Source organism: Kitasatospora sp. NPDC028055 (genome assembly GCF_040637885.1).
Lineage (GTDB): Bacteria > Actinomycetota > Actinomycetes > Streptomycetales > Streptomycetaceae > Kitasatospora.
In genome coordinates this window covers 72772-98278 of sequence record NZ_JBEZXE010000009.1, presented here as the reverse complement: position 1 = coordinate 98278, position 25507 = coordinate 72772, and the positions used below count along the sequence as shown (strand labels likewise).

The window sequence follows — 25507 nt, the reverse complement described above, 5'->3', positions numbered from 1 at the left end:
CCCTGAGGGCCCGGCGCCCGGCCCCCCGCCCGCCCGGCCCGGGGCTCAGCCCGCGCGCAGTACCGGGGTCTCGTCCTCGGCCCCGGCCACCCACTCCGGCAGGGGCTCGCGCCGGGCGAGCCAGCCGGCGGCCTCCCCGTCCAGGCCGGTGCGGGCGGCGACCACGCCGCCGGTGATGGCGCAGGTGGTGTCCACATCGCCCAGGCCCTCGGCGGTGGTCCACAGGGCGTCGGTGAGGCTGTCGAGGTGGTGGGCGGCCGACCACAGGGCGAAGGGCACGGTGTCGCCGGCCCGCACCCGCTGCCCGTTGCCCAGCAGGTCCGCCGCGCGCCAGGGCTCGGTGTCCGGGGCGAGTTCGGCGGCCCGGGCCAGGCCCTCGCGCACCGGGCCGGCCGGGGTGCGCCCGGCCACCTCCGCGAGGAAGGCGGCCCCGGCCGGTGCCTGAGCCGGTGCCGGAGCCGGAGCCCCCGCGCCCCCGCGTCCGCGCGCGGCCAGCGCGGCCGCCAGCGCCACGGCCACCGCGCCGGCGATCCCCTCGGGGTGGGCGTGCGTCACCTCGGCCGACAGTGCGGCCTGTTCCGCGGCCTCGTCCAGGTCCGCGTGGAACCAGGCGCCCAGCGGCGCCGCCCGCATCGCCGCACCGTTGCCCAGGCTGCCCTGCCCGTCGAACAGCCTGCGCGACTCCTCGCGCCACGCCGACGGCCGCCCGGCCAGCCGGGGCAGCAGCAGGCTCATGCCGTTGCCGTAACCGCGGTAGGCGTCGGCCAGGTACGTCGCCCCGAAGGCCTGGGCCAGGCGCTCCTGGTGCACCGCCTCGTACGCGGTCAGGATCCCGTACACCGACAGCGCCATCGCCGTGTCGTCGGTCCAGTGCCACGGGGTCTCCGGCGGCACCTGCCGGGCCCGGATCTGTGTGAACGCCACCTTCGGTGTGCGGAAGAGCGGGAACCACCGCTCGCCGAAGCCGTCCCCGAGCGCCAGGCCCTCCAACGCTTCACGTGCTGCCGAATACGTCATGGCCGCATGATCGCACCGGCCGCGCCCCGGCGGTGCGGTGGTCCGGCGTCAGTTCGCCGTGACCGGGAGGAGGCTGCGCTCGCCGAAGACCTTCTTGGCGACGAAGGTCGCGTTCAGCGCCTTGGGGAACCCGCAGTACACGGCCGAGTGCAGCAGCGCCTCGGTGATCTCGACGGGGGTGAGGCCGACGTTGAGCGAGGCGTTGATGTGGACCTCCAGCTGCGGCTCGCAGCCGCCGAGCGCGGTGAGCATCCCCAGGGTCACCAACTGCCGGTCACGCGGGGCGAGTTCGGGGCGGCTGTAGACGTCGCCGAAGCCCCAGGCGACGACCTGGTGGGCCAGCTCCGGGCTGATGTCGGCCAGCGCGTCCACCACCCGCTGCCCGCCCTCCCCGTCGACCCGGGTGAGCACCTCCATGCCCCGCTCGAACCGCTCCTGCCGCTGCCCGGCCCCCTGCTCCGCAACACCCATGGCGCCTGTCCTCTCCTCGTACCCGTTCTCGTGCCGCGGCCCCGGCCGACCGGCCCTGACCACGGAAGGAACCGTAGGACTTGGAGCGCACTCCAACTCAAGGCCGGGCCGGAACCGCCGCCCGCGGCACCCGGACGCACGACACCCCGGCAGGACGCCTGTTGCGGTTGGGTCACGGAGTGTCCGATTCATCGGGCATTGCACGGGAGTGCGGTGATTGATTTTGTTGGCGAGAAGGTCATCGGACTCTCATAATCCCTGCTGAGACGCGTGATGGCCGGTCCGGGAAAGCCGTGGGGGAGCGGATTCCGACGGTGGCCCACGTGCGACATTCCGATCATTCCCATGGGGGGAGTCCTTTGCCCGTGCCCGAGAACGAGAGCGCCGCGTTCACCGACCCGCCGCCGGTCGTCGTAGCGCAGCCGGCCGTCGTAGCGCCCGAGCCCGCAGCCGCGCCGGAAGCGGCTGCCGTGCCCGAGCCCGCGCCTGCGCCCGAGCCCGCGCCTGCGCCTGAGCCCGAGCCCGCCGACCCGGCCACGGCGGCCCAGGCGGCCCCGGCTCCGCGCCGGTTGCCGCGCGCCGTCGGGGTCGCGCTGGCCACCGCCGGACTGCTCGCCGTCACGGCGGCCAGCGCCGCGGTGACCGTCGCCGTCGGCAAGCCGGACGGCCACCCGGCCGCCGCACCCGCACCGCGTGCCACCGCCACCGCCACCGCCCCGGCGAGCGGCGGCCCGAGCGCCGCCGCGAGTGCCACGCCCTCCGCCGTACCCGTCCCGGTGCCGACGGCCGTCCCGACCGAGCCCGCCCCGGCCAGCACCGTCAAGGGCACCGTCAGCGGCGGCAAGCACGACGGCGACCTGCGCTACTTCCTGCTCCCGATCCCGGCCGGCGGCGAGTCCTACGGGCCCGCCGACGGGATGGCGATGACCCGTGACGACGTCTCCGAGATGTTCGGCAAGCCGGACGACATCGACACCATCCTCAGCCGCCTCGGCTACCGGGACGGCGCCACCCGCACCTACCGCACCGCCGACGGCACGGCCGAAGTCACCGTCACCCTGCTGCACTTCGGCTCCGCCGACCTGGCGGGCCGGTTCGTCCAGGGCTACACCGTCAAGTCGCAGGAACCGATCGACATCGACGGCGACCCCAACGCCCACGGCTTCCGCCGCAAGCCCAAGAACGAGGCCTACACCGGCTCGATGACCGGCATCTCCAGCCAGGGCGACGTCCAGTACACCGTCGACGTCGAGGTCAAGGGCACGCCGGACAAGGCGCTGCTGAACGACCTGATGAAGCGCCAGCGCGAGTGGCTCGCCTCCGGCGGCTGAGCCCGCGCCGCGCGATCGCCCCACGACGTCCTCCCGCCCCTCCTCCTCTGGAGTCGCTTCCGTGACCACCGAACCCGAGCAGCCGCCGGCCGCGGCCGACGACCCGTCCGACCCGTCCGCGTCGGGCGCGTTGGGCGCGTCGGCCGAACCGCCGACGCCGCCGCTGCCGCCCGTACCGCCCGTGCCCCAGGTCCCGCCGGTGCCCCCGGTGCCGGCCGAACCCTCCGTAGCGCCGGTCCCGCCGGTGCCCCCCGTCCCGGCGCCGTCCCCCTGGTCGGCCGAGGCAACGGCGCACCAGGCGCCGGTCGTCGAGGAGTTCGCCCCTACGGCGGACGCCTATGCCGACTACCTGTCAGCCGGCCCCGAGACCGCCCCGCGCCCCCCGCGCCGCCCCCGCCCGGTGCTGCTGTCCGTCTGCGCCCTGGTCGTGGGCGTGCTGGCCGGCGGCGGCGTCGGCTACGCGATCCAGGCCCAGCGCCCGCCCACGCCGCTGCCCCCGCTCCAGGTCGCCCTGCCCGCCTACCCGGCCGAGACGGTCGACCCCGCCGCCCTCGCCGCCGCCCAGCCCCCGCCGCCCGCCATCGAGGGCGACCTGACCAAGCTGCTGATCAGCGCCCCCGACGGCAGCACCGCCTGGGGCGACTACCCGGACAAGCCCGGCTGGATGTCGATCGGCGAACTCGCCGAACGCAAGGGCGACGCGGCCGTCGTCTTCAAGGACCTCGCCACGTCCGGCTTCCGGCGCGCCGCCGAGGTGGACTGGATGAAGGACGACATCCGCTACCGGGTCACGCTCACCCAGTACACGCCCGAGCACATCGACGAGGCCGCGGCCTTCCACGGGCAGACCTTCGCCGACGACACCGACGGCGGCTACCGGGTGGACCCCGAACCCAGGCACTGGTCCGACACCAAGGACCAGTACTACTACGGCCACGCCGCCGCCCAGCGCGGCACGGTGCTGATGACCGTCGAGGTGTTCAGCCCCAAGCCGGTGGAATCCGGGGACCTCAAGGCCCTCGCCAAGCAGCAGTGGGAGCGGCTGGCATGACCGACGACTCCGTGGCCGCCGTGCCGGCCACCCCGGCCGAGCCGCACACCCCGGCAACTCCGGCAACTCCGGCAACGCCGGTCACCCCGGCCGAGCAGACCCCCGCGGCCACCGAACCGGCCGCGCCCGCAGGCCAGTCGGCCCCCGCGCCGAACCCCGCCCCGCGCCGCCTGCTGCGCGCGGGCGCCGCCACCGTCGCCGCCGCCCTGGTCGGCGTGGTCATCGGCGTCGGCATCATCAAGACCCAGTACGACGACCCCGCCCCGGTCGCCGCCGCCGGCCCCACCGGCACCCCCGCCCCGACCGCCACCCCCACGCCCTTCGGCGCCAAGTCCAACGGCAGCCACTTCGGCTCGCTGCGCGACCTGCTGCTGCCCGTCCCGGCCGGCTACGCGCCGGGCCCCGACGAGGGCGGCTACGGCAACGACACCGAACTCGGCGCCGGACAGCTGACCGACGAGATGGACGCCGAGCTCCAGCAGGTCCCCAAGGACAAGCGCGACAAGCTCCGCTCCTACTGGCAGGGCCTGCACGTCAAGGGCACCGGCGTACGGACCTACCGCAACGACGACGGCAACCTGGTGATCGGCCTGCGGCTGCGCCAGTTCAACCAGCAGGAGGTGCAACGGATCAACGAGTACACCGCGGTGTTCACCGGCGACACCGGCATCTTCCGCTCCGGCCCGCAGATCCCCGGCCACCCCGAGGCGCACTGCTACCTGATGCCCGCGCCGCCGTCCGCGCCGATCGACTACCTGGAGTGCTCGGCCGCCGAGGGCGACCTCCTGGTGATCATGAGCGCCGAGGGCGTGGCACCGCTGCCCAAGGACAGGATCGTGGCCCTCTTCACCATGCAGCTCGACCGCCTCGCCAGCCCCGGAGCCTCCGTATGACCGACGACCACGCCGCCACCCCGCAGCCCGGGCCGCAGTCCGCCCCGCAGCCCGGGCCGCAGTCCGCCCCGGAGTTCGCCCCGCCGCTCGACACCGACCCGGCCCCCGCCCCGGCGCCGACCGCCGAGGAGCAGGCCCTCGCGGCACGGGCCGCCGAGGAGCAGGCCGCCCACCGCACCCGCCGCCGCAAGGCCGCGGTGCGCTGGGGCTGCGCCGTCCTGGTGTTCGCCCTGGCCGGCACCGGCACCGCGCTGGCCGTCACCGCGCCCGAGCGCACCGACATCCCCGGCCTGGCCACCGCCGGCGACGGCCGCTACACCTTCCCGCCGCTGGCCCTGCCGCCGCTGCCCTCGGGCAAGGCCGCGCCCAACCTCAAGGACAAGAGCAAGGACAAGAGCGCCGCCGTGCACCTGGCGGACCTGCGGTACCTGCTGCTGCCCGCGCCCAAGGAGGCCGGCGGCTCGGTGAACCCGCCGGTCTTCCCGGCCCCGACGGTCCCGACGGGTTCGGCCTCCGCGAGCCCGAGCGCCTCCGGCACCCCGTCCGGCACGCCGTCCGGCGCCCCGTCCGGCACCTCCTCGGCCTCCGCGAGCCCGAGCGCCTCCGGCACGGCGTCGGCGGCCCCCGAGGGGGCGGCCCCGGCCAACTGGGTGTCCTGCGACGCGCTGCTCGGCGACCTGCAGAACCCGGCCCGGATGCGCACCCTGCTGCGGCAGAACGTGTGCCGCGCGGCCACCGTCCGGGAGTGGACCGCCTCCGACGGCACCAGCACCCGGATCCGGCTGATGCGCTTCGGCACCTCCGCCGAGGCCTGGGACACCTTCTCCCGGACGCGTTCGGAGATCCAGCTCAAGGCCGCGCCCGACGCGCGGACCGCGACCTCCTCGGCCGACGGCGAGCTGCCGGACGGTGTCGAGGTGACCCGCAAGGAGTCCCGGGAGACCGCGGGCAAGGACGTGCCGACGACCCGTCTGGCGTTCGTGTCGGCCTCCGACGTGGTGGCCGTGATCACCATGACCAACCCGCGCGGCGTGCCCGCCGCGGCCTTCCGCCAGGTGGTCGACCTCCAGTCCGACCTGCTCGCCTGAGCGCGGCGCCCACCCGAGGGCCCCGCACCCCCCCCGCGCACCGGGCGGGTGCGGGGCCCTCGGCCCGTCACGGTACGGGCGGCCCGGCCGGCCCCCGGCCGCTCCGCCGGCCCCGGCCCGGCCGGTGTGCCGTACCCGAACGGCCCTTCGGGCGCCGGGCGGTGACAGAACGGTGACGAATCCCTGATGAATCCCTTGCGAAAACCGGCGCTCCGCGGACTTACGATCATCGGCGCCCGGTGACCACACCGCCGGGTCACCACACATGGGGGAACGACGGATGAGCACACCGGCACCGGGCGGGTTCGGAGTCAACCACGCCGCGCTGGACAAGGCGCACGCCACGCTGACCAACCTGGCCCACGACTGCCCGGGCGCGGGCGCGGTCGCCGACGACGCCACCGGGACGGCGGTCGGCGCCCTCAAGAACTGGGACAGCGCCGGGGCGTTGAAGGACTCGCTGGACGAGTGGCACCAGCAGGTCAAGGCGCTGACCGGGCGGCTGAACGCCAACGCCGCCGCGATGCAGAGCACCAGCGCCAACTACCGCAGTACCAACCTGTCCATCGCCCAGTCCCTCCAGGTGCAGTGACCATGCTCGGATACGAAGACGTCATCAACGCCAACCCGGACGCGCTGACCGCGGCCGCCACCCAGTGGCGCGCGATGGCCACCCGCTTCCACACCATGCAGACCACCATGGAGCAGGACGTCCTGGGCGGAAGCGGCAACGGCGGCGGCATCGGCGGCAACGGCCTGTTCACCCCGGGCGGCTCCGGCCTGCCGGGCAGCGGCGGCCCCTGGTGGACGGGCGGCACCGCGAACCTGGCCAACGCGGCGCTGCTGGCCACCAAGGGCCAGATCGTCGACGCCCAGACCGAGGCGAACGCGATGGCCTCGCTGCTCGACGAGGCGCACGTCGACTTCGCCGCCGCGCAGAAGCAGACCCGCGACGCCGCCGACGGCGCCGTCAAGGACGGCTTCAAGGTGACCGGCACCGGCACCGCCGTGTTCGACGAGAGCACCCTCGACCCGGCCACCCGTCAGGCCCTGCACCACGACCCGGAGGCCCGGCAGTCCTACCAGGACGCGGCCGACAAGTGGACCAAGGCGATCGCGGCCGGCGTCCAGGCGGCCACCCGCGCCGACCAGCGCATCGCCGCCGCCCTGCGCGGCGCCTCCAAGGCCGGCAACCCGCTGGACACCACCTTCAACGGCCAGGCCGTGGGCGGTGGCGACGCCGGTGACGCCCAGCGCGCCGCCGACCTGGCCACCCACCTGGACGACCTGACCCCGGAGCAACTGGTCCAGCTGCAGGACCTGATGAAGGACAAGGCCGACCACCCCGCCTTCTCCCAGGGCCTGTTGGACCGGCTCGGCCCGGACGGCATGCTCAAGCTCGCCGGGAAGCTGAGCAGCCCCGGCGGCGACCGCAAGGCCGCCTACACCGACCTCCAGGGCGGCCTCAGCCACGCGCTGGCCTCCGCCACCCAGGACACCAACACCGACTTCTACCGGCGCTGGCGCGCGGGCATGGCCAAGGTCGGCTGCGACGGGGACCACAACTACGGCTCCAACACCGACCCGGTGTACGGGTACCAGGTCCTCACCACGCTGATGGCCAAGGGCGACGCCAAGTACTCGGCCGGGATGCTCGGCGACCTGGCCGACGACATCACCGCCGCGGAGAAGAAGACCCCCGACGCGTGGTCCTACAAGGCCAACCACAACGGCACCGCGCTGGGCGCCGACCCGCTGGACAACGTGCTCGCCGTGATGGGCCGCGAGCCGGACGCCGCCACCGCCTACCTGGACCCGAACTCCGGCGGCGGCAACCAGCACCTGCACTACCTGCTCAAGGACCGCAAGTGGCCCGAGGGCTGGGTCAGTTCGATGGCCGGCCCGTTCAAGACGCCCGACCCGCTGTCGCAGAGCGGCCTGGGCGCGGCGCTGGAGGCCGCCACCACCGGCCAGCCGGCCGGCGCCCCGCACACCGGGCACCACACCGAGGCGCAGGCCCGGATCATGCACGACACCGTCACCACCCTGGACGAGGGCCAGGGCGGCAACAAGGTCAACGCCAACCTGCGCCAGCCGCTGGCCAACGCGCTGGCCGACTACACCAACGACAGCCACGAGATCTTCAACGGCCGCAACTCCCAGTACCTGGACCACGGCAGCACGGTGTGGACCGACGCGAACGGCACCGTGCACATGGGCGTCGGCGAGGACAGCCTGGTGCGGGTGATGCGCGGACTGTCCGACAACCCCGACGCCTACGCCACCCTGCACCAGGCCGAGAGCGCGAAGATCGCCCAGGAGCTGTCCTCGATCGGGCCCCACCCCTCGCAGAACGACGTCCAGGACGTGATGAACAAGGGCGCCGCCAGCCTGGGCGTCTACGACGCGATCCGAGCCGACGTCGCCATGGGCCAGCGCGACGACGCCAACCTCCAGGCCGACTGGAAGGCCAAGGTCGCCTACCACGTGGTCGGCGCCCCGCTCACCCCCATCCCGTGGGTCGGCGACAGCGCCCAGCGCCTGGTCGACACCTGGGCCTGGGAGTGGGACAACCAGATGAAGGACCACAACAACAGCGTCGCCAACGCCAAGATCTCCGACACCTACCTGGACGCCAACAACGAGATGACCCACCTGGTCAGCGGCTGGGCCAAGGACCGCGGCATGGACCCGGACAGCAGCATGATCCACGTCGTCGAGGACGCCTCCCACGACCGCCGCTCCACCAGCGCCACCACCGCCGGCCACTTCCTGGGCCGCGGCAACTCCTGACCTAGCGTCAACTGTGGTGCGGCCGCCGCCCCCTGGACCTCGGGGGCGGCGGCCGCAGTCGCGTCGTCAGGCGCGGTGGTACTGGACGGGGGTGTGCACCTCGCCGCCCAGCTGGCCGGCCGCGTGGCGGGCCCAGGAGGGGTTGCGCAGCAGTTCGCGGCCGAGCAGGACGGCGTCGGCGCGGCCGGCGGCGAGGATCTCCTGGGCCTGGGCGGGCTCGGTGATCAGGCCGACGGCGGCCACCGGCAGGCCGGCCTGGTCGCGCACCGCCTCGGCGAAGGGCACCTGGTAGCCGGGGGCGGCCTCGATCGCGGCGTCGGGCACCAGGCCGCCGGTGGAGACGTCCAGCAGGTCCACGCCGTGCGCCTGGAGCTCCTTGGCCAGGCGGACGGTGTCCTGCGAGGTCCAGCCCTCGCGGTCGTCCTGCGGGTTCTCGGTGAGCCAGTCGGTGGCCGAGACGCGGAAGAACAGCGGCAGCTCCTGCGGCCACACCTCGCGCACCGCGTCGACGACCTCCAGTGCGAAGCGGATGCGGCCCTCGAAGGAGCCGCCGTAGGCGTCGGTGCGGCGGTTGCTCTCGGGGGAGAGGAACTGGTGGATCAGGTAGCCGTGGGCGCCGTGGACCTCGACGACCTGGAAGCCCGCCGCCAGGGCGCGCCGCGCGGCGTCGGCGAACTGCCGTACGATCCCGCCGATCTGATCGACCGTCAGCTCCTCGGGGGTGGTGTGCTCGGGCGAGAAGGGCAGCGCGCTGGGGGCGAGGGGGGTCCAGCCGTGCTCCTCCTCGGGGCTCAGGGCGCGCCCGCGGTCCACCCAGGTCCGCTCGGTGGAGGCCTTGCGCCCGGCGTGCCCGAGCTGGACGGCCGGCACGGTGCCCTGCGCCTTGAGGAAGTCGGTGATCCGGCGGAACGCCTCGACCTGGGTGTCGTTCCACAGCCCGAGGTCGTACGGGCTGATCCGCCCCTCGGGGCTGACCGCCGTGGCCTCCGTGATGATCAGCCCGGTGCCGCCGGCGGCCCGCGCCGCCTGGTGGGTGTAGTGCCAGTCCGTGGGGACCCCGGCGGCCTCCCCGGCCGGTGCGGCGCTGTACTGGCACATCGGCGGCATCCAGACCCGGTTGGGAACGGTCAGTTCCCGCAGCGTGTACGGGGTGAAGAGGGTGGTGCTCATGTCGGACTCCCGGTGGGAACGGCAGCGCCAGGACACAGGCGCTTGCTGATGCGCTTTATATGTCCACACAATAGTTGCACGGGACGACACTTTCAACGGGGAGCCCTGGCCCCCACCCCCGGGCGTGGCCGCCGTGCCGCTGGCCGCCGAGTTCTGGGCCGCCCTCGCCCTCCGTGACGAACGCGAACTCGCCCCCGCCACCGGCGGCCTGCCCCCGGGCGTCGAACGCGACGACCCCCTCCCGCCCCACCCCCGCTACCCGGGCTACCTCGACCGATCGGTCTTCCGGGCCGCGCTCGACCGCCTGAATGGCCTCGACGGCGTCGACGGCACGGCGGGCGACCCCTGGGGAGGAGAAACGGCGGCGCCGCCCGGGGAACCCCGGACGGCGCCGCCTGCCGACGAACCGTCAGCGAACCGTCTGCGCCACCCGCTGCGCCGGGACGCCCGGCGCCCGGCCCGTCCGCGGTGCGGCCGGGGAGGCGCCCAGCGCCGTACCGCGGGTCTCCTCCGCCCACAGCACGCACACCAGCAGGCCCAGCGCGGTCACCCCGGCGGCGATCAGCATGGTCGGGCCGGTGCCCAGGCCGGTCAGCGCCAGCGGCAGCAGGTAGGTGCCCACCGCGGCGCCGATCCGGCTGACCGAGGTGGCCATGCCCACGGCGGTGGCCCGGATCTCGGTCGGGAACAGCTCGTTGGGGTAGGTCCAGTCGAGCACGTTCGGCCCGCCGCACAGGAAGGCGTACGCGCACAGCGCGGTCAGCGCCACGGCCGCCGGGGCGCTGGGCCACACGCCCAGCAGCGCCAGCGGCACGGTCATCAGCGCGAAGGACCAGACGATGACGGGGCGCCGGCCCTTGGTGTCGATCAGGCGCAGCGCCGGGTAGCAGCCGAGCAGGAAGACCAGGCTGATCAGCCCGGTGCCCAGGGTCTCCATCACGGTGCCGCCGGGCATGCCGAAGGAGGACAGGATCTGCGGGCCGAAGGTGAGCATCGCGAACAGCGGGCCGACCTGGCACAGGAAGAACAGGCCGCAGAACAGGGTGCGGCGCCGGTAGGGCGGGGTCATCAGCAGCCGCAGCCCGCCGGCGGCGCGGGCGCGCCCGGCCGGGTCGGGCATCAGCTCGCGGCCGTCGACCCGCACCCCCAGGTGCTTCTCGACCACGCGCACCGCCTCGCCGACCCGCCCGTTGGCGGCCAGCCAGCGCGGCGACTCCGGCGAGCCGCGGCGGATCACCAGGAACACCACGCACAGCACGGTGGAGCTGGCCAGCATCCACCGCCAGCTGCCCGGTCCGGCCAGCTCCAGGAACAGGTAGCCCACCACGTAGGCGAGCACCGAGCCGGCGTACCAGGCGACGATCTGCTGGCCGAGCAGCCGCCCGCGGTGCTTGGCGGGCAGCCACTCGGCCAGCAGGGAGGTGGCGATCGGGTAGTCGGCGGCCACTGCCATGCCGAGCACGAAGCGCAGCACGGTGATCGCCCACACCGAGTCGACCCAGAACGAGAGCACCGAGCAGGCGACCATCACCAGCAGGTCGGCGGTGTACATCACCTCCCGGCCGATCCGGTCGGTCAGCACGCCGAACACGGCGCCGCCGACGAACATGCCCACCAGGGCGGCGGCGCCGATCAGGCTGACCTGCGCGGTGGACAGGCCCAGGTCGGGGCGCATCCCGATCAGGGCGACACCGACGATGCTCAGGATGTAGCCGTCGAGCAGCGGCCCGCCGGAACAGGCCAGGGCCAGCCTGCGGTGGAAGGCGGTGTACGGGGCGTTGTCGATCGTTTGGGACATGGGCTTCGGGGTCCTCCGGGACGTACGGCCACGCGCTCGTCACGCGTCCCGTGCGCCGGGTAGACGGCAGGGAACGGCGCCGCCCACAGCGGACGGCGCCCTCGCCCGACCACGCCGGGCGACCGTCCACGGTTGCCCGGATACGCACGGTGAACCACCGGGCCGAAGGTCGGCCGGATTCGTGCCCAAGGTCCCGAAGCGGACAGGGCCTTCGCCCGTGCCGATCCACGCCCCGCCCAGTCCTCAGGGGCCGGACCGCGATCCGCCCGCCTGCCCGGGGGCGGTGAGTGACCCTCATCACTTCCGGGGCCGCGGAGTGTGGGACCCGCCACGTTTCGCCGCACCGGTCCAGATTTCAGCGGGCCGAGGCCGACCACGTGCTCCCGCCCGGCCGGTGGCGGCCGGCCGTCCCGGCCGGGCGGGGAGGGGGTTCAGGAGGCGGTCGGGTGGGGCGGGTGGTTGCGGGCCTGCCTGCAGGCCTCCTGCTGGAGGATGACGGCGATCTGGTCGACGTCGTCGTTGACGTCGAAGAAGCCCTGGATGTTCGGGACGGCGGCGCCGTTGACGCCGACGAAGAAGGTGTAGAGGTGGCCGTCGTCCGCCTGGAGGTAGCCCGCGTAGGTCTGGGCGTTGATGGCGAACTGCTGGTTGAGCCAGTCGAAGCCGATGATGGTGCCGGGCTTGGCGAAGACCTTGCCCTTGGCCGGGCAGGCGTCGGTGTTGCAGTAGAGCGCGCCGGTGCCGGACACGCCGAGGATCGGCAGCGAGGTGCGGAAGGCGTCCGCGTCGGGGGTGTGCAGCCAGTACGCCAGCAGCTGGTTGAGCCCGGTGGGCGTGACGCGGTCGACGGGGACGTCGCCGCGGCCGTCGGCCAGCTGGAACTGGGTCGGGTCGACCTTCGCCGTCCCGGTGAGGAAGTCGTGGACGACGGGGAAGCCGTCGAAGCAGTTGCTGCTGCCGCGGCCGACGGCCATGTTGCACAGGGCCAGGTTGGCGCCGAGGTTGTGGCTGACGTTCAGGATCAGCTTGGCGTACTCGCGGTAGGGCGGGGAGACGAAGGCGGCCACCTGGGGATCGCCGCTGTACGAGGCGGGCAGCGCGGCCTGCGGGTTGGGCCCGGTGGGCGGGGCGGTGACGGTGACCCCGGCGCGGCCCAGGGCCTCGATCAGGGCGGTGCGCCCGAACGCGTTGGGGTCCTGGACCTGGGAGATCTTCAAGGTGGGCGGGGCGTCGGCGGCGATGGTGCCGGAGAGGGTGATGCTCGTGCCGTCGGGGGAGGCGTTGACCTGGATGTCGGTGGTGCCGCCCGGGTCGACGGTGCGGACGTTCGAGGTGACCTGGTAGGGCGCGACCTGCGGGCGCCAGCTCAGCTGGGCGGGCTGCCCGGGGGAGGAGGGCGTGGTCAGCAGGTCGATGACGTTGTCGTTGATGATGAGGGGGGTCGGCTGGGGGTTGAGCGCCGGGGGCGTGAACAGCCGCGGGTCGATGACGACGTCGCCGTCGACGGTGGTGATGCCCGAGTCGCGGACCTGACGGGCGATCTGGTCCAGGCAGGCGAGCGGGTCCTCCGGGGTGAGGGTGGCGCCCGGGACGTCGTCGGCGTAGGTGTGGTCGATGGGGGTGAAGTCGACCGACCCGTCCGGCTTGGTGCGGCCGCCCATGGTGAGGTCGCCCTGGGCGACGAGCGCCAGGTTCCCGGTGAGGGTCGAGCCGTCGAGGCGGCCGACGGCGTGCACCGGCGTGGTGAAGCGGTGGTCGGGGCCCAGGGCGTGCCAGGCGCCGGAGACGGTGATCAGCTTGACGGTCGAACCCGGCATGAAGAACTGGTCGGGGTAGCGGGAGTGGAGGACCCGCCCGTCCTCGGGGTCGACCTCCAGCAGCCCCCACTGGGCGTGCTGGTAGGCGGGCTTGTTCATGATCGCCGTGATGTCGGGGCCGAGGTCGTCCTGCGGGTTCTCCCCGGGCGCGGCGGCGGCCGTACCGGCCACGACCGCGAGTGCGACGCCGACGACGGCCCAGGGCCGAAGCCGGCCGCGGATCCTTGCTCTCATCTGACCAGCCGTTCCTCGAGTCGGAAGCCCCGATTCGCGGGGCGCTCAAGGCGCACATGGTAGGTATCCGGACTCCCGGCGCCGGGATCCCGGACGGTGTGCTGACGGCGCGGGGGGTGAGAACCATCCGATCGGTCGAAGGCGGGCGTCTGATAACAGTAGGCCCGGACCGCATCCGCTGCGGTCCGGGCCGTCACCGCAGCGGTGCGGGGGGGCCGTGACTTGGGGGAGAGAACCTGTGCGTGTGCAGACCGAGCAGCTGGAGCAGACCGCTGCCGAGACCACCGACAAGCGATCCGTACGGCACGCCCTGCTGATCTCGCTGGGCAGCGGCATCGGCTACCTGCCGTTCGCCCTGACCATCCCGATCCTGCCCGGCCTCGTCACGGGCCCGTTGCACGGCGGCCCCGCCGAGGTCGGCGCCGTCGTCGGCGGTTACGCGCTGACCGCGCTGCTGGCCCGCCCGGTGTCGGGCGCGCTGATGAACCGCCTCGGCGCCCGGGCCCTGACCATCGGCGGAGCGCTCCTGACCACGCTCGCCACCGTCTGCTACCCGCTCGCCGGGTCGGTCGCCCAACTCGTCGGCCTGCGCATGCTGGTGGGCATCGGCATGGGCGTGATGCTGGCCGCGACCGGGGTCTGGCCGGTCCAACTGGTCGCCAAGGACCGGCAGAGCTGGGCACTGGGGCTGAGCGGCACCGTCATCTACGTGGCCATCGGCGTGGGCGCTCCGCTGGGCACCCTGGTCGAGCACCTGGTGGGCACCACGGCCACGTTCGTGATCGCCGGGCTGCTCGCCCTGCCCGTCATCCCCATCGCCCTGTCCGTGCCCGAGGTGCGCGTGCCCGCGAAGTCGGCGGAGCGGGCCGGCATCGAGCGGGGCCGGGCCCTGCTGGGCACCGTGCTGCCCAGCATCGCGCTGGTCTTCACCGCCTTCGGCTTCGCGGCCGTCTCCGGCTTCGCGGTCGCCAAGTTCGACGCCCTCGGGGTCGCCGGGGGAGCGGCCGTGGTCACCGCGTACTCCCTGACCGTGGTGCTGCTGCGGGTGGCGAGCACCTGGATCCGCTGGGAGGCCACCCGGCCGGTGGCGCTCGCCGCCCTGTTCCTGGTCGAGGCCCTGGGGGTCGCGCTCATCGGGCTGTCGGACGGCCTCGGCGCGGGGGTGATCGGCGGTGTGCTCACCGGGGTCGGCATGTGGCAGATCTACCCGGTGCTGGGGCTGTTCGTGGTGCGCTCGGTCGGCGAACGCCAGCGCGCCACGGCGCTGTCGACCTTCGGGGCCTGCTTCACCGTGGGCCTCGCCGCCGGCAGCGGCTCGCTGGGGCTGGTCGCCGAGGCCACCGGGTACCGGACGATGTTCCTGGTCTGCGCGGCCTGCGTCGGCCTGGGGCTGCTGGTGGCCGTGGCGGCGGCCCGCGTCGCCCGGATCCGCTGACGGCACGGGCCCGGACCGCGGCCGTCGCGGTCCGGGCCCGTGGGTGCTGCTACGAGCCGGCCGTGGCCAGGTCCAGGGTGGTGGCCATCACCGGGCTGGTGAAGGTGTTCGTTGCGGCGCCCGGGTTCTGGTGGTACGAGCCCCACTTGAGGTAGTTGCGGTCGCCGTCCCAGGTGGTGCCCTTGAAGGTGCCCGAACCGGTGGTGAAGGTCTGCTTCCTGCCGTCGAACCAGAAGTCGATCGTCCCGTCGGTGCGGCCCAGGTGGATCCTGAGCGCGTAGGAGTGCCACTCGCCGTTCTTCACCGGCGCCGTCCACAGCGGGTGCGCCACGTGCTCGGTGTCCCACTCCTGGAGCCGCACCCGGCTGTTGGTGATGTCGATCTCGATCGGGTGGTTCGCCGTGCCCTCGCTGGGCGAGCACTTGAGCTGGAACACGTACCGGCTCTGGTCGTCCTTGATGTCCACCTTGGACGACCAGCCCAGGTAGAAGGTGTCGCCCTGCTTGAGGTCCGGGCCGACCGTCTCGCAGCGCTCCTGGTCCGCGGCCTGGAAGGCCCGCCACACCTCGCCCTTGGCGGGGTCCTTGACGACGCCGAAGGTGCTCGGGGCGGCGCACTGCACGCCGGGGAAGGAGGAGGGGCCGGCCTTGGTGCTCGGGGTCCACAGGACCTTGCCCGCGGCGGCGGTGGTGCCGGCGGTGGCCGAGCCGCAGGAGATCGCGAACACGGCGAGGGCCAGGGCCCCGACGGTGAGCCGGCGGCGGTGGGGCAGAACGGACATGCCACTCCCGGTGGGTGGAGTCGGGTGGTCGGATCGCTGGGTGCGATTCGACCACCCGACGGCCCTGCCGGCCAGGCGGAACGACCGGCGGAAGTACCGTCAGGTCATGTCCGGGCCAGTTCTGCCTACGGCTCGCGCCGCTGCCCCTCGCTCCCGGAGCCTCCCGAGCGTCCGGAGCCTCCCGTGCTCCCGGTGCTCCCGGAGTCCCCGGACGACGGTGCGTCGTACGAGGAGGTGCCCTCGTCCAGCAGCGGTTCCTGGGTCTTGAGGTGCGCGGGGGCGAGCGCGCGCAGCGCGTGGTAGCCGGTGATGACGACCAGGGTGCCCAGGGCGATGCCGCTGAGGCTGAACGTGTCGGTGAACTTCAACGTCACGTTGCCGATGCCGATGATGATGCCCGCCGCGGCCGGCACCAGGTTCAGCGGGTTGCGCAGGTCGACCCCGGACTTGGTCCAGATCTGGGCGCCGAGCAGCCCGATCATGCCGTACAGGATGACGGTGATGCCGCCGAGCACCCCGCCGGGGATCGCGGCCACGACCGCGCCGAACTTGGGGCAGACGCCGAACAGCAGGGCGAAGCCGGCCGCGGCCCAGTAGGCGGCGGTGGAGTAGACCCGGGTGGCGGCCATGACGCCGATGTTCTCGGAGTAGGTGGTGTTGGGCGGGCCGCCGAGCGCGGTGGAGAGTACGGAGCCGACGCCGTCCGCGGAGATCGCGGTGCCCAGCCTGCCGTCCAGGTTCTCGCCCGTCATCTCGCCGACGGCCTTGACGTGTCCGGCGTTCTCGGCGACCAGCGCGATCACCACGGGCAGCGCGACCAGCACGGCCGACCACTGGAAGGAGGGGCCGTGGAAGGTGGGCAGCCCGATCCAGTCCGCCTTGCCGACGCCGGAGAGGTCCAGACGCCAGTGGTCGGTCGGCTGCCCGCCCGGGCCCACCGAGTGGATCTTCCCGAAGACCCGGTCGAAGACCCAGGAGATCCCGTACCCGAAGACCAGCCCCAGGAAGATCGCCACCCGCGACCAGAAGCCCCGCAGGCACACCACCGCCAGGCCGGTGAAGAGCATCACCAGCAGCGCCGTCCACTGGTCCTGCGGCCAGTAGGTGGAGGCGGTGACCGGGGCGAGGTTGAAGCCGATCAGCATGACGACGGCGCCGGTGACGATCGGCGGCATCGTCGCGTGGATGATCCGCGCCCCGAAGTACTGCACTGCAAGGCCCACCAGGAACAGCACCACGCCCACCACGAGCACCGCGCCGGTCACCGTCGCACTGGTGCCGCCCTGCGCCCGGATCACCGCGGCGACCCCGACGAAGGACAGCGAGCAGCCGAGGTAGCTGGGCACCCGGCCGCGGGTGGCCAGCAGGAAGATCACGGTCGAGACGCCGGACATCATGATCGCCAGGTTGGGGTCGAGCCCCATCAGCACCGGGGCGACGAAGCTCGCCCCGAACATGGCGACCACGTGCTGGGCGCCGAGCCCTGCCGTGCGGGGCCAGGAGAGCCGTTCGTCGGGGCGGACGACCGCTCCCGGTGCGGGCGTGCGCCCGTCACCGTGCAGCTTCCAGCGCACGCCGAGATCCATGTGGGGGTTCCTTCTGTCAACCTACGGGGGACTGTCCGCACCATTCTCATGGTCACCAGGGCCCCCGCGCGCCACCGGCCCCGCGCCTGACCTGCGCACTCGCGCGCGGGGTCGGGTGCGGGGCGGGCGCCGGGTCAGCGCAGGCCGGCGAAGAGGTCCTGCTCCGGCAGGGCGGCGCCGGTGGTGTCGCGGACCCGGACGAAGGTCTCGGTGCCCATCAGCTCGGTGAAGCGCTCCTTGCCCATCCGCAGGAAGAAGATGTTCTCGCCCTGGCTGGCGTGCGCGGCCAGCGCGTCGTACTTCTGGGCGCCAAAGGCGTGGGTGTCCACCCAGGTGGTGACCTCCTCGTCGGGCAGCCCGATCGGGGGCAGCTCGGGTTCGAGGCCCCGCCCGGCCGGCTCGGAGCCCTCCGCAGCCTCCCCGGCCTTTCCGGCCTCCCCGTCCCCGCCCGCCTGCTCGTCCCAGTCGGTGCCGAACTCCTGCATCGCCGCGAAGAAGCGCTTCATCGCCGAGTGCGGCGCGGTGGTCCAGTACACCTTGGACGCCACGCCGGGGGCCAGTTCCAGGGCGGCCATGGTGATGCGGTGGGCCTGGATGTGGTCGGGGTGGCCGTAGAAGCCGTTCTCGTCGTAGGTGACGACGACGTCCGGCCGGTAGCGGTGCAGCAGTTCGGCCAGCCGGGCGGCGCCCTCGGCGACCGGGGTGCCCCAGAACGAGCCGGGCGCGTCGTTGGCGGCCCAGCCCATCATCCCGGAGTCGCCGTACTCGAGCAGTTCGAGGTGGTCGACGCCCAGGACCCGGCAGCTGGCCTCCAGTTCGGTGCGGCGCAGGGCCGCGACCGCCGCCGGGTCGTGCCCGTCCTCGCCGGGCTTGACGCCGCCGGGGCCGTCGCCGCAGGCGCCGTCGGTGCAGGTGACCAGGACGGTGCGGATGCCCTCGGCGGCGTAGCGGGCGAGGACGCCGCCGGTGCCGGTGGCCTCGTCGTCGGGGTGGGCGTGCACTGCCATCAGGGTCAGGGGCCGGTCGGCCATGGGTCCGTCCTCGGTTGGTTCGGGTGATCCACCCCCCAGTCTGCCCGGTGGCCCCGACAACCCGCCGTCCGCCCTCGCTCCGCCGTCGCTCCGCCGCCGCCCTCGTCCTCGCCCCGCCGTCCCGGCAGCCGCCGCCTGCGCCGCCGATGCGAACTGACATGAATGGTTTCCGGACAAGCCATTCACAACAGTTGACGCACCATCGGCTCATCACCCACGCTGGGCGGCACCAACCACACGATCCACACCACCGGTTGGGCCCCGTCGACCAGAAGGGACCCGCACAAATGCGCCTGCGACGAACCCTCGCCGCCCTGTTCACCAGCCTGATCGCCCTGGTGGGCGTCGCCGTCCTGCCCGCCACCGCCGCCCACGCCGCCTCCCCGGGCCAGTGCAGCACCGGCCACGGCGGCCCGGTCGCCTCCGCGAGCTGCACCAACGTGCCCAACGGCACCATCTGGCAGGCCCAGGCCGTCTGCTTCTACCTCGTCGGCAACCAGCCGGTCACCTACTGGGTCAACGGCACCATCGTCACCGGCAACGGCACCTCCTTCGCCTACTGCAACCCCGGCAACTGGGCCACCGACACCGTCCGCCCGGTCGTCCTCGGCATGCAGGGCAAGCAGGGCCGCCTGGTCGGCTACGGCGGCAAGTGCATGGACATCGCCGGCGGCCGGACCACCGTCGCCACCCCCGTGCAGATCTACGACTGCAACGGCACCGGCGCCCAGTGGTGGACCCTGGGCGTCGACAACACCGTGCGCGGCCTGGGCATGTGCCTGAACGTGGTCTGGGGCAGCGCCGACAGCCCCAACGGCACCAAGGTCGAGATCTACGACTGCGTGGGCACCGCGGGCGAGCAGTGGCTCCCGCAGCCCGACGGCTCGTTGAAGAACGTGCTCACCGGCAAGTGCCTGGACGAACTCGGCTTCGACACCTCCAACCGCGCCCAGCTGGGCATCTGGGACTGCAACGGCCTCGCCAACCAGAAGTGGGTCCTCACCCCCTGAGGCCGTCCCCCCGGCTCCCGTCCGGCTAGGGCCTGGCCTGATCCACAAGACACGCCCAAGCCCGCACTCCCCGAACGGGTATCCGCCCGGGCCCACCTGAGTACCCGTACTCAGGTGGGCCCGGCGCCCCGCGCACCAGCATGGGAGCCATGCACCCAGCAGCGACCCCGAGGATCGGCATCACCGCCGTCGGCTCCCACCTGCCCGCCCGCCGGATCACCTCCCAGCAGCTCCAGGACGAGATCACCGCCACCGCACAACTCGCCCTGCCCGAACGGATGCTGGAGAAGGCCACCGGCATCCGCACCCGCCACCTCGCCGCCGACGACGAGTACGCCTCCACCCTCGCCACCGGCGCCGCCCGCCGCGCCCTGGCCGCCCGCGGCCTGCACCCCGGCGACGTCGACCTGCTGCTCTTCGCCTCCGCCACCCGGGACGTCTGCGAACCCGCCACCGCCCACATCGTCCAGGCCGAACTCGGCACCCGCGCCCACGCCCTGGACGTCAGCAACGCCTGCAACAGCTTCCTCAACGGCATCGACCTGGCCCGCGCGATGATCCTGGCCGGCCGCGCCCACCGCGCCCTGGTCGTCACCGGCGAGACCCCCAGCCGCGCTATGCGCCGCGACCCCGCCGACACCGCCGCCCTGCGCGAGGGCTTCGCCGGCTACACCTTCGGCGACGCCGGCGCCGCCGTCGTCGTCGAGCCCGTCGCCCGCGGCGGCATCCTCGACGTCGCCGCCGTCACCGCCTCCGAACACTGGCCCGCCGGCGCCATCCCCGGCGGCGGCTCACGCCACCCGCGCGGCGACGAGTACAGCTACTTCCGCGGCGGCGGCAAGGAGTTGCGCGGCATCTTCGAACAGATCGGCCCCGCCGCCCTGACCGCCCTCGCCGAACGCACCGGCCTCACCTGGGACGACTACGCCCGGGTGCTGGTCCACCAGGTCACCGTCCCCTACCTGGAACGCTTCGTCGAACTCACCGGCGCCCCCGCGGACAAACTCGTCCTCACCGTGCCCGAACTCGGCAACATCGCCAGCGCCACCATCGGCGTCCAACTCGACCGCATATCCGGCGAACTGGCGCCGGGGGAGCGGGTCCTCATGATCGGCCTGGGCGGCGGCGTCAGCCTGACGACCATCGTCTGGCAGGCCCCGTGAACACGCTCTGGGTGATCATCCCCGCCTACCAGGAGGAAGCCCGGATCGACGCCACCCTGCGCGCCCTCGCCGCCCAGTACGACCGCGACTTCACCCTCCTCGTCGCCGACAACGGCTCCACCGACGCCACCGTCGCCACCGTCCGCGCCTTCGCCGACCACGCCCCCTTCCCCGTCCACGTCCTGGTCGAACCCGAGAAGGGCGTCGGCTGCGCCGTCGACACCGCCTTCCGCCACGCCATCGACCACGGCGCCACCCTGCTCGCCCGCACCGACGCCGACTGCCTGCCCGAACCCGGCTGGACCGCCGCCGCCCGCACCGCCCTGCACACCGGCCGCGGACTCGTCTGCGGCCGCGTCACCGCCCGCCGCGACGAACACGGACCCGCCGGACGCGCCCTCTTCCGCCTCCTGGTCGCCCTCGGCGCCCTCTTCGGCCGCCTGCGCCCCGCCCACCACCGCCGCCACGGCTACCTCACCCCCTACCGGATGCACGCCGGCAACAATATGGCCATCACCGCCGAGCTCTACCAGGCCGTCGGCGGCATGCCCCGGCGCCCCTCACCCACCGACCGCGCCTTCCTCAACCGGGTCCGCCGCCACACCACCGCCGTCACCCGCAGCCGCGCCATGGTCGTGCAGAACTCCACCCGCCGCATCCGCGCCTACGGCGTCCTCGGCACCGCCCGCTGGTACCTCGAACGCGGCGCCGGCCCCCGCCCCACCGACATCCGCTGACACCCCGGAGAGCGACGCCGTGCTCGACCGACTCACCCACGCCCTGCGCACCCACCACCCCGACCGCCCCGCCGTCCTGCACCACACCCGCACCGGCGCCACCCGCACCCGCATCCGCCGCGGCGACCTCGCCGACCTCGCCGACGCCTACGCCGCCGCCCTGCACGCCCGCCGCCTCACCCCCGGCACCACCCTCGGCCTCGCCCTGCGCCCCGGCCCCCGCGCCCTCGCCGCCCTGCTCGCCGCCCACCGCCTCGGCCTGCGCGTCGCCGTCCTCGACCCCACCACCGGCCCCGACGTCCTCACCGCCCACCTCGCCCTCGCCCAGCCCGGCCTCATCCTCGCCGACGCCACCGCCCAGGCCGCCGCCGGCTGGGCCGCACCCCTGGCCCGCCGCGCCGACCTGCGCCTGCCCCGCCTCACCACCCTCGGCCCGGTCGCCACCCTCGGCCCCCGCCTGCCCGGCTGCGCACCCCGACTGCGCCCCGCCACCACCCCCGTACCGCCCCACCACCACGACCCCGACGCCGACGCCGTCATCGTCTTCACCTCCGGCACCACCGCCCGCCCCCGCGCCGTCGTCCACACCCACGCCGGCCTCACCGCCGCCCTGCACACCGTCACCGACCTCGTCCGCCCCCGACCCGGCACCACCGTCCTCGGCGGCACCTTCTTCGTCCTCGCCCCCGCCCTCGCCGCCGGCGCCACCGTCGCCCTGCCCGCCCGCACCCCCGCCGCCCTCGCCCGCCAACTCACCCGCCTCACCCCCGCCCACACCTACCTCACCCCACCCCGACTGCGCACCGCCCTGGCCGCCGGCGCCCGCCTCACCGGCACCCTGTGGACCGGCTCCGCCCCCGCCGACGCCGCCCTGCTGCGCCGCGCCAAACACGCCGGCGCCGACCGGGCGTTCAGCGTCTACGCCCTCACCGAACTCTTCCCCGCCGCCGCCGTCGAGGAGAGCGACAAGAGCGCCCACACCGACGACGGCGACCTCGTCGGCCACCCCCTGCCCGGCATCCGCACCCGCCTGGCCGACGACGGCGAACTCCACCTCACCGGCCCCGGCGCCCGCCACCGCTACCTCGGCCACGACCCCGACCCCTGGATCCGCACCGGCGACCGCGCCACCCTCACCCCCGACGGCCGCATCGTCCTGGCCGGCCGCCTCAAGGACATGGTCCTGCGCCGCGCCCGCAACATCTACCCCGGCCTGTACGAACCCGCCCTGCACGTCCCCGGCGTCGAACTCGCCCTGCTCGTCGGCGTCCCCGACGCCGACGGCGACGAACGCCTTGTCGCCCTCGTCCAACCCGCCCCCGGCACCGACCCGCACCAGCTGCGCGCCCGCCTGGCCACCCCACTGGCCCGCATGGGCGCCGCCCGCCCCGACGCCCTCCTGTTCGGCACCGTCCCGCTCGCCGGCCGCTCCCGCAAACCCGACCGCGCCGCCGCATCCGCCCACTGCGCACGGGAGTTGACCCGATGACCGGCCCCCTCGCCCCGCCCGCCGCCGCCCGCCGGGCCCGCCGCCGCGACCGCACCGTCTACCTGCGCAGCCACCCCCTCCTGTTCGCCCTGCTCTGCGCCACCCGCCACCGCCCCGTCCTGCGCCTGGGCCGCACCCTGCTCGTCCACCACCCCGACGCCTACCGCGAAGCCCTCACCCGCATCCCCCTGCACCGCACCGCCCCCGGCACCACCGGCGCCGCCACCAGCCAACTGGCAGGCACCGCAACCCTGTTCGACCAGGACGGAGCCGACCACCGCACCGCCCGCCGCACCCTCGCCCCCGACCTCGGCGCCACCGCCCTGCCCCGGCTGCGCCCGTTCTGGCAGGCCCTGCTCGCCGAACGGATCCCCGCGCTGGCCACCGGAGACCTCGAACTCGTCGACCTCGCCGCCGAGTTGGCCGCCACCACCGCCGCCGCCCTGACCGGCACCGACACCCCGCCCCGCCAACTCGCCCACGCCGCCCGCGAAACGGCGGCCGCCGCCGCCCGCGACCACCTGCCCGGCCCGCGCCCGCGCCGCAGCGGCCCGACAGCCGCCGAGGCCGCCGCCCGCCTCACCGCCCTGCTGCCCGACCCGCGCCACGCCGTGCTCGCCGTCACCGCCGTCAACACCACCGTCGCCGCCCTGCCCCGGGCCGTCGCCTGGTGCGCCGACGCCCGCCTGTGGCCCACCGTCGACGCCACCACCGCACCCGCCCTCGCCGCCGAACTCCTGCGCCTGACCGCCCCCTCCCCGCTGCTGCCCAGGGCCGCCGCCGCCGACGCGACCCTGGCCGGCCACCCCGTGCGCACCGGCGACCGGCTGATCCTCGTCGCCCGCCACGCCGCCCGCGCCCACCACCGCACCCCGCCCGCCGACCCCGCCGCCACCCAGGCCGTCTTCGGCACCGGCCCCCACGCCTGCCCCGGCGCCCACCTCGCCCGCGCCCAACTCGCCGACACCCTCCTCGCGTTGGCCCCCCACCAGCCCCGCGTCGTACGCTCCCGCGCCGACCGCCACGCCGCCCTGCCCGGCTACGCCGAACTCACCCTGCGCCGAGGAACCCGCTGACCATGCGCATCGCCATCACCGGCGCCACCGGCTTCTGCGGCGCCCACCTCGCCCGCGCCGCCGCCCACCTGGGCCTGGACGTCACCTGCCACGGCCGCCGCCCCGGCCCCGTGGGCCGCCACCTGCCCTGGGACGCCACCGCGGCCGACCCCGACCTCGGCGACGCCGACCTCGTCGTCCACTGCGCCGCCGCCGTCGCCGACCTCCCGCCCGGCCACCGGGACGAAGCCCACCAGCACGCCGTCAACGTCACCGGCACCCGCCGCGTCCTGCGCGCCGCCGCCGGCCGCCCCCTCGTCCACGTCAGCAGCGCCAGCGTCTACGACCCGCGCACCACCGCCACCGCCCTCACCGAGGACCACCCCACCGCCGCCGGCCACCTCAACGCCTACGGCCGCACCAAGGCCGCCGCCGAACACCACGCCCTCGCCGCCGGCGCCGTCGTCCTGCGCCCCCGCGCCGTCTACGGCTCCGGCGACCCCCACCTGCTGCCGCCGCTGCTCGCCCGCGCCCGCCGCGGCCTGCTGCCCCTGCCCGGCCCCGACACCACCCTCAGCCTCACCGCCGTCGCCAACCTCACCGACGCCTGCCTGGCCGCCCTCGGCCTCACCGGCACCCCGCCCTGGCCCCCCGGTGCCTACAACATCGCCGACCCCGCCCCCTACCGCCGCGACGCCGCCCTGCGCCACGTCCTGACCGCCCACCACCTGCCCGCCCGCATCGCCCACCTCCCCGCGCCGCTGGCCCGCCTCGCCGCCCGCACCACCCTGCTGCCCGGCCTCACCCCGTACACCGTCGACCTGCTCACCCGCGGCGTCGTCCTCGACCTCACCCGCGCCCGCGCCCAGGGCTGGCACCCGCGCCACACCCTGGCCGACTACCGGCCCTGACCCCCACCCCGACTGCCGTGCAGAGCTCCCGTCCTGACCTCCCGTCCGGCCCAAGTGGCCCACGGATGCGGCGGTCAATTGGATACCCCGTTGGGGCATCCTCCCTGGCTAGGGTCGGGGCACACGCTGCGCCGCCAGAACGGGCGCACGCCAACGGGAGGGTTATCCATGCGCAAGATCATCATCGGGCTGGCCGCCACCGGCCTACTGCTCGCGGGCACGGTCGCCACCGCCGGCACCGCCAACGCCGCGGGCACGCGCTGCGGCGACTGGAGCACCGCCGAGCCGCTGCTCAAGTACGGCGCCACCGGCGACGCCGTCAAGGAGCTCCAGTGCGAGCTCAACTACTCGCTCAACCCCGACGTCTTCGGCAAGACCACCGTCGACGGGGTCTTCGGCGACGACACCCTGCGCCGCGTTCGCATCTTCCAGGGCTGTATGCCGAACCTCCAGGTCGACGGCGCTGTCGGCCCGCAGACCTGGGGCTCGCTGGACTGGTGGAGTTCCAAGGACGCCTACCCCAACTGCTGAGGCAGCCGGTGGGAACAGCTAGTGGGAACAGCTGGTAGGAACAGCTGGTAGGAAGGGCGCCGGGGGCGGGGGGTGCCGGGTGCCCCCCCCCCCCGCCGGCGAGGTACCGGCCCCG

The 25507-nt window shown here is 74.3% G+C and carries 22 protein-coding genes; 14 read left to right on the top strand and 8 right to left on the bottom strand.

Translation table 11 applies throughout. The features are described 5' to 3' along the window. Window positions 1-45: 45 nt before the first annotated feature. Together AB0F71_RS13165 and AB0F71_RS13160 are read right to left on the bottom strand one after the other, a co-directional pair. Window positions 46-1017 (bottom strand): ADP-ribosylglycohydrolase family protein, encoded by a 972-nt coding sequence (locus AB0F71_RS13165; protein WP_360232061.1) that lies wholly within the window; start codon window positions 1015-1017, stop codon window positions 46-48. A gap of 48 nt (window positions 1018-1065) precedes the next feature. Further along, on the bottom strand, window positions 1066-1488 hold the full coding sequence (locus AB0F71_RS13160) for a carboxymuconolactone decarboxylase family protein (RefSeq protein WP_360232058.1): 423 nt from the start codon (window positions 1486-1488) through the stop codon (window positions 1066-1068). Window positions 1489-1853: 365 nt separating this feature from the next. Here AB0F71_RS13160 and AB0F71_RS13155 point away from each other — a divergent pair, with 365 nt between their 5' ends. The 6 genes from AB0F71_RS13155 (at window position 1854) to AB0F71_RS13130 (ending at window position 8644) form a co-directional block, all read left to right on the top strand. Further along, a complete protein-coding gene (locus AB0F71_RS13155) occupies window positions 1854-2819 on the top strand; it encodes a hypothetical protein (protein ID WP_360232055.1) in 966 nt (321 codons plus the stop codon). Window positions 2820-2880: 61 nt separating this feature from the next. Beyond that, window positions 2881-3870: a hypothetical protein gene (locus AB0F71_RS13150; protein WP_360232052.1), complete on the top strand. Its 990-nt coding sequence runs from the start codon at window positions 2881-2883 to the stop codon at window positions 3868-3870. Continuing rightward, complete coding sequence (locus AB0F71_RS13145; protein ID WP_360232049.1) at window positions 3867-4763, top strand: hypothetical protein; 897 nt, start codon at window positions 3867-3869, stop codon at window positions 4761-4763. The genes AB0F71_RS13150 and AB0F71_RS13145 overlap by 4 nt, the downstream gene beginning before the upstream one ends. Next, the gene (locus tag AB0F71_RS13140; RefSeq protein WP_360232046.1) at window positions 4760-5851 is read left to right on the top strand and encodes a hypothetical protein; all 1092 of its coding nucleotides are present in this window, start codon (window positions 4760-4762) and stop codon (window positions 5849-5851) included. Before AB0F71_RS13145 ends, AB0F71_RS13140 begins: the two co-directional genes overlap by 4 nt. 280 nt (window positions 5852-6131) lie before the next feature. Further along, a complete protein-coding gene (locus AB0F71_RS13135) occupies window positions 6132-6443 on the top strand; it encodes a hypothetical protein (RefSeq protein WP_360232043.1) in 312 nt (103 codons plus the stop codon). Window positions 6444-6445: 2 nt separating this feature from the next. After that, window positions 6446-8644 (top strand): DUF6571 family protein, encoded by a 2199-nt coding sequence (locus AB0F71_RS13130; protein WP_360232040.1) that lies wholly within the window; start codon window positions 6446-6448, stop codon window positions 8642-8644. 66 nt (window positions 8645-8710) lie between these two features. Here the strand turns inward: AB0F71_RS13130 and AB0F71_RS13125 are convergent, their stop codons facing one another. From AB0F71_RS13125 to dacB, 3 genes are all read right to left on the bottom strand, one after another. Further along, window positions 8711-9814, bottom strand: coding sequence for an NADH:flavin oxidoreductase/NADH oxidase (locus tag AB0F71_RS13125; RefSeq protein ID WP_360232037.1), 1104 nt, complete (start codon window positions 9812-9814; stop codon window positions 8711-8713). 409 nt (window positions 9815-10223) lie between these two features. Continuing rightward, complete coding sequence (locus AB0F71_RS13120; RefSeq protein WP_360232034.1) at window positions 10224-11612, bottom strand: MFS transporter; 1389 nt, start codon at window positions 11610-11612, stop codon at window positions 10224-10226. Between the two features lie 431 nt (window positions 11613-12043). Next, window positions 12044-13663: a D-alanyl-D-alanine carboxypeptidase/D-alanyl-D-alanine-endopeptidase gene (dacB, locus tag AB0F71_RS13115; RefSeq protein ID WP_360232031.1), complete on the bottom strand. Its 1620-nt coding sequence runs from the start codon at window positions 13661-13663 to the stop codon at window positions 12044-12046. Window positions 13664-13901: 238 nt separating this feature from the next. Between dacB and AB0F71_RS13110 the strand changes: the two genes are divergently transcribed. Beyond that, on the top strand, window positions 13902-15098 hold the full coding sequence (locus AB0F71_RS13110) for an MFS transporter (protein WP_360232028.1): 1197 nt from the start codon (window positions 13902-13904) through the stop codon (window positions 15096-15098). 49 nt (window positions 15099-15147) lie between these two features. Here AB0F71_RS13110 and AB0F71_RS13105 read toward each other — a convergent pair whose 3' ends face one another. The 3 genes from AB0F71_RS13105 to AB0F71_RS13095 form a co-directional block, all read right to left on the bottom strand. Next, a complete protein-coding gene (locus AB0F71_RS13105) occupies window positions 15148-15879 on the bottom strand; it encodes a heparin lyase I family protein (protein WP_360232025.1) in 732 nt (243 codons plus the stop codon). Window positions 15880-16004: 125 nt separating this feature from the next. Beyond that, window positions 16005-17465, bottom strand: a complete 1461-nt coding sequence (locus AB0F71_RS13100) for a solute carrier family 23 protein (RefSeq protein WP_360232022.1) — start codon at window positions 17463-17465, stop codon at window positions 16005-16007. A 134-nt stretch (window positions 17466-17599) separates the two neighbouring features. Continuing rightward, entirely contained in the window at window positions 17600-18496 is an 897-nt protein-coding gene (locus AB0F71_RS13095; protein ID WP_360232019.1) for a PIG-L family deacetylase, read from the bottom strand. 287 nt (window positions 18497-18783) lie between these two features. Here AB0F71_RS13095 and AB0F71_RS13090 point away from each other — a divergent pair, with 287 nt between their 5' ends. From AB0F71_RS13090 to AB0F71_RS13060, 7 genes are all read left to right on the top strand, one after another. Next, complete coding sequence (locus tag AB0F71_RS13090; RefSeq protein WP_360232016.1) at window positions 18784-19506, top strand: RICIN domain-containing protein; 723 nt, start codon at window positions 18784-18786, stop codon at window positions 19504-19506. Between the two features lie 149 nt (window positions 19507-19655). Beyond that, window positions 19656-20669, top strand: coding sequence for a ketoacyl-ACP synthase III (locus tag AB0F71_RS13085; protein ID WP_360232013.1), 1014 nt, complete (start codon window positions 19656-19658; stop codon window positions 20667-20669). After that, window positions 20666-21406 (top strand): glycosyltransferase family A protein, encoded by a 741-nt coding sequence (locus AB0F71_RS13080; RefSeq protein WP_360232010.1) that lies wholly within the window; start codon window positions 20666-20668, stop codon window positions 21404-21406. The genes AB0F71_RS13085 and AB0F71_RS13080 overlap by 4 nt, the downstream gene beginning before the upstream one ends. Before the next feature lie 19 nt (window positions 21407-21425). Continuing rightward, the gene (locus AB0F71_RS13075; protein WP_360232007.1) at window positions 21426-22895 is read left to right on the top strand and encodes a fatty acid--CoA ligase family protein; all 1470 of its coding nucleotides are present in this window, start codon (window positions 21426-21428) and stop codon (window positions 22893-22895) included. Continuing rightward, the gene (locus AB0F71_RS13070) at window positions 22892-23971 is read left to right on the top strand and encodes a cytochrome P450 (protein WP_360232004.1); all 1080 of its coding nucleotides are present in this window, start codon (window positions 22892-22894) and stop codon (window positions 23969-23971) included. The genes AB0F71_RS13075 and AB0F71_RS13070 overlap by 4 nt, the downstream gene beginning before the upstream one ends. Window positions 23972-23973: 2 nt before the next feature. Further along, entirely contained in the window at window positions 23974-24861 is an 888-nt protein-coding gene (locus AB0F71_RS13065) for an NAD(P)-dependent oxidoreductase (RefSeq protein WP_360232001.1), read from the top strand. A 168-nt stretch (window positions 24862-25029) separates the two neighbouring features. Next, entirely contained in the window at window positions 25030-25392 is a 363-nt protein-coding gene (locus AB0F71_RS13060; protein WP_360231998.1) for a peptidoglycan-binding domain-containing protein, read from the top strand. Window positions 25393-25507: the final 115 nt, after the last annotated feature.

Excerpts from the sequence above, each read along its gene's own strand:
- AB0F71_RS13165 (WP_360232061.1), bottom strand. The coding sequence starts at position 1,017 with ATGACGTATTCGGCAGCACGTGAAGCGTTGGAGGGCCTGGCGCTCGGG.
- AB0F71_RS13160 (WP_360232058.1), bottom strand. The coding sequence starts at position 1,488 with ATGGGTGTTGCGGAGCAGGGGGCCGGGCAGCGGCAGGAGCGGTTCGAG.
- AB0F71_RS13145 (WP_360232049.1), top strand. The coding sequence starts at position 3,867 with ATGACCGACGACTCCGTGGCCGCCGTGCCGGCCACCCCGGCCGAGCCG.
- AB0F71_RS13140 (WP_360232046.1), top strand. The coding sequence starts at position 4,760 with ATGACCGACGACCACGCCGCCACCCCGCAGCCCGGGCCGCAGTCCGCC.
- AB0F71_RS13135 (WP_360232043.1), top strand. The coding sequence starts at position 6,132 with ATGAGCACACCGGCACCGGGCGGGTTCGGAGTCAACCACGCCGCGCTG.
- AB0F71_RS13130 (WP_360232040.1), top strand. The coding sequence starts at position 6,446 with ATGCTCGGATACGAAGACGTCATCAACGCCAACCCGGACGCGCTGACC.
- AB0F71_RS13125 (WP_360232037.1), bottom strand. The coding sequence starts at position 9,814 with ATGAGCACCACCCTCTTCACCCCGTACACGCTGCGGGAACTGACCGTT.
- AB0F71_RS13120 (WP_360232034.1), bottom strand. The coding sequence starts at position 11,612 with ATGTCCCAAACGATCGACAACGCCCCGTACACCGCCTTCCACCGCAGG.
- dacB (WP_360232031.1), bottom strand. The coding sequence starts at position 13,663 with ATGAGAGCAAGGATCCGCGGCCGGCTTCGGCCCTGGGCCGTCGTCGGC.
- AB0F71_RS13105 (WP_360232025.1), bottom strand. The coding sequence starts at position 15,879 with ATGTCCGTTCTGCCCCACCGCCGCCGGCTCACCGTCGGGGCCCTGGCC.
- AB0F71_RS13100 (WP_360232022.1), bottom strand. The coding sequence starts at position 17,465 with ATGGATCTCGGCGTGCGCTGGAAGCTGCACGGTGACGGGCGCACGCCC.
- AB0F71_RS13095 (WP_360232019.1), bottom strand. The coding sequence starts at position 18,496 with ATGGCCGACCGGCCCCTGACCCTGATGGCAGTGCACGCCCACCCCGAC.
- AB0F71_RS13090 (WP_360232016.1), top strand. The coding sequence starts at position 18,784 with ATGCGCCTGCGACGAACCCTCGCCGCCCTGTTCACCAGCCTGATCGCC.
- AB0F71_RS13085 (WP_360232013.1), top strand. The coding sequence starts at position 19,656 with ATGCACCCAGCAGCGACCCCGAGGATCGGCATCACCGCCGTCGGCTCC.
- AB0F71_RS13070 (WP_360232004.1), top strand. The coding sequence starts at position 22,892 with ATGACCGGCCCCCTCGCCCCGCCCGCCGCCGCCCGCCGGGCCCGCCGC.
- AB0F71_RS13065 (WP_360232001.1), top strand. The coding sequence starts at position 23,974 with ATGCGCATCGCCATCACCGGCGCCACCGGCTTCTGCGGCGCCCACCTC.
- AB0F71_RS13060 (WP_360231998.1), top strand. The coding sequence starts at position 25,030 with ATGCGCAAGATCATCATCGGGCTGGCCGCCACCGGCCTACTGCTCGCG.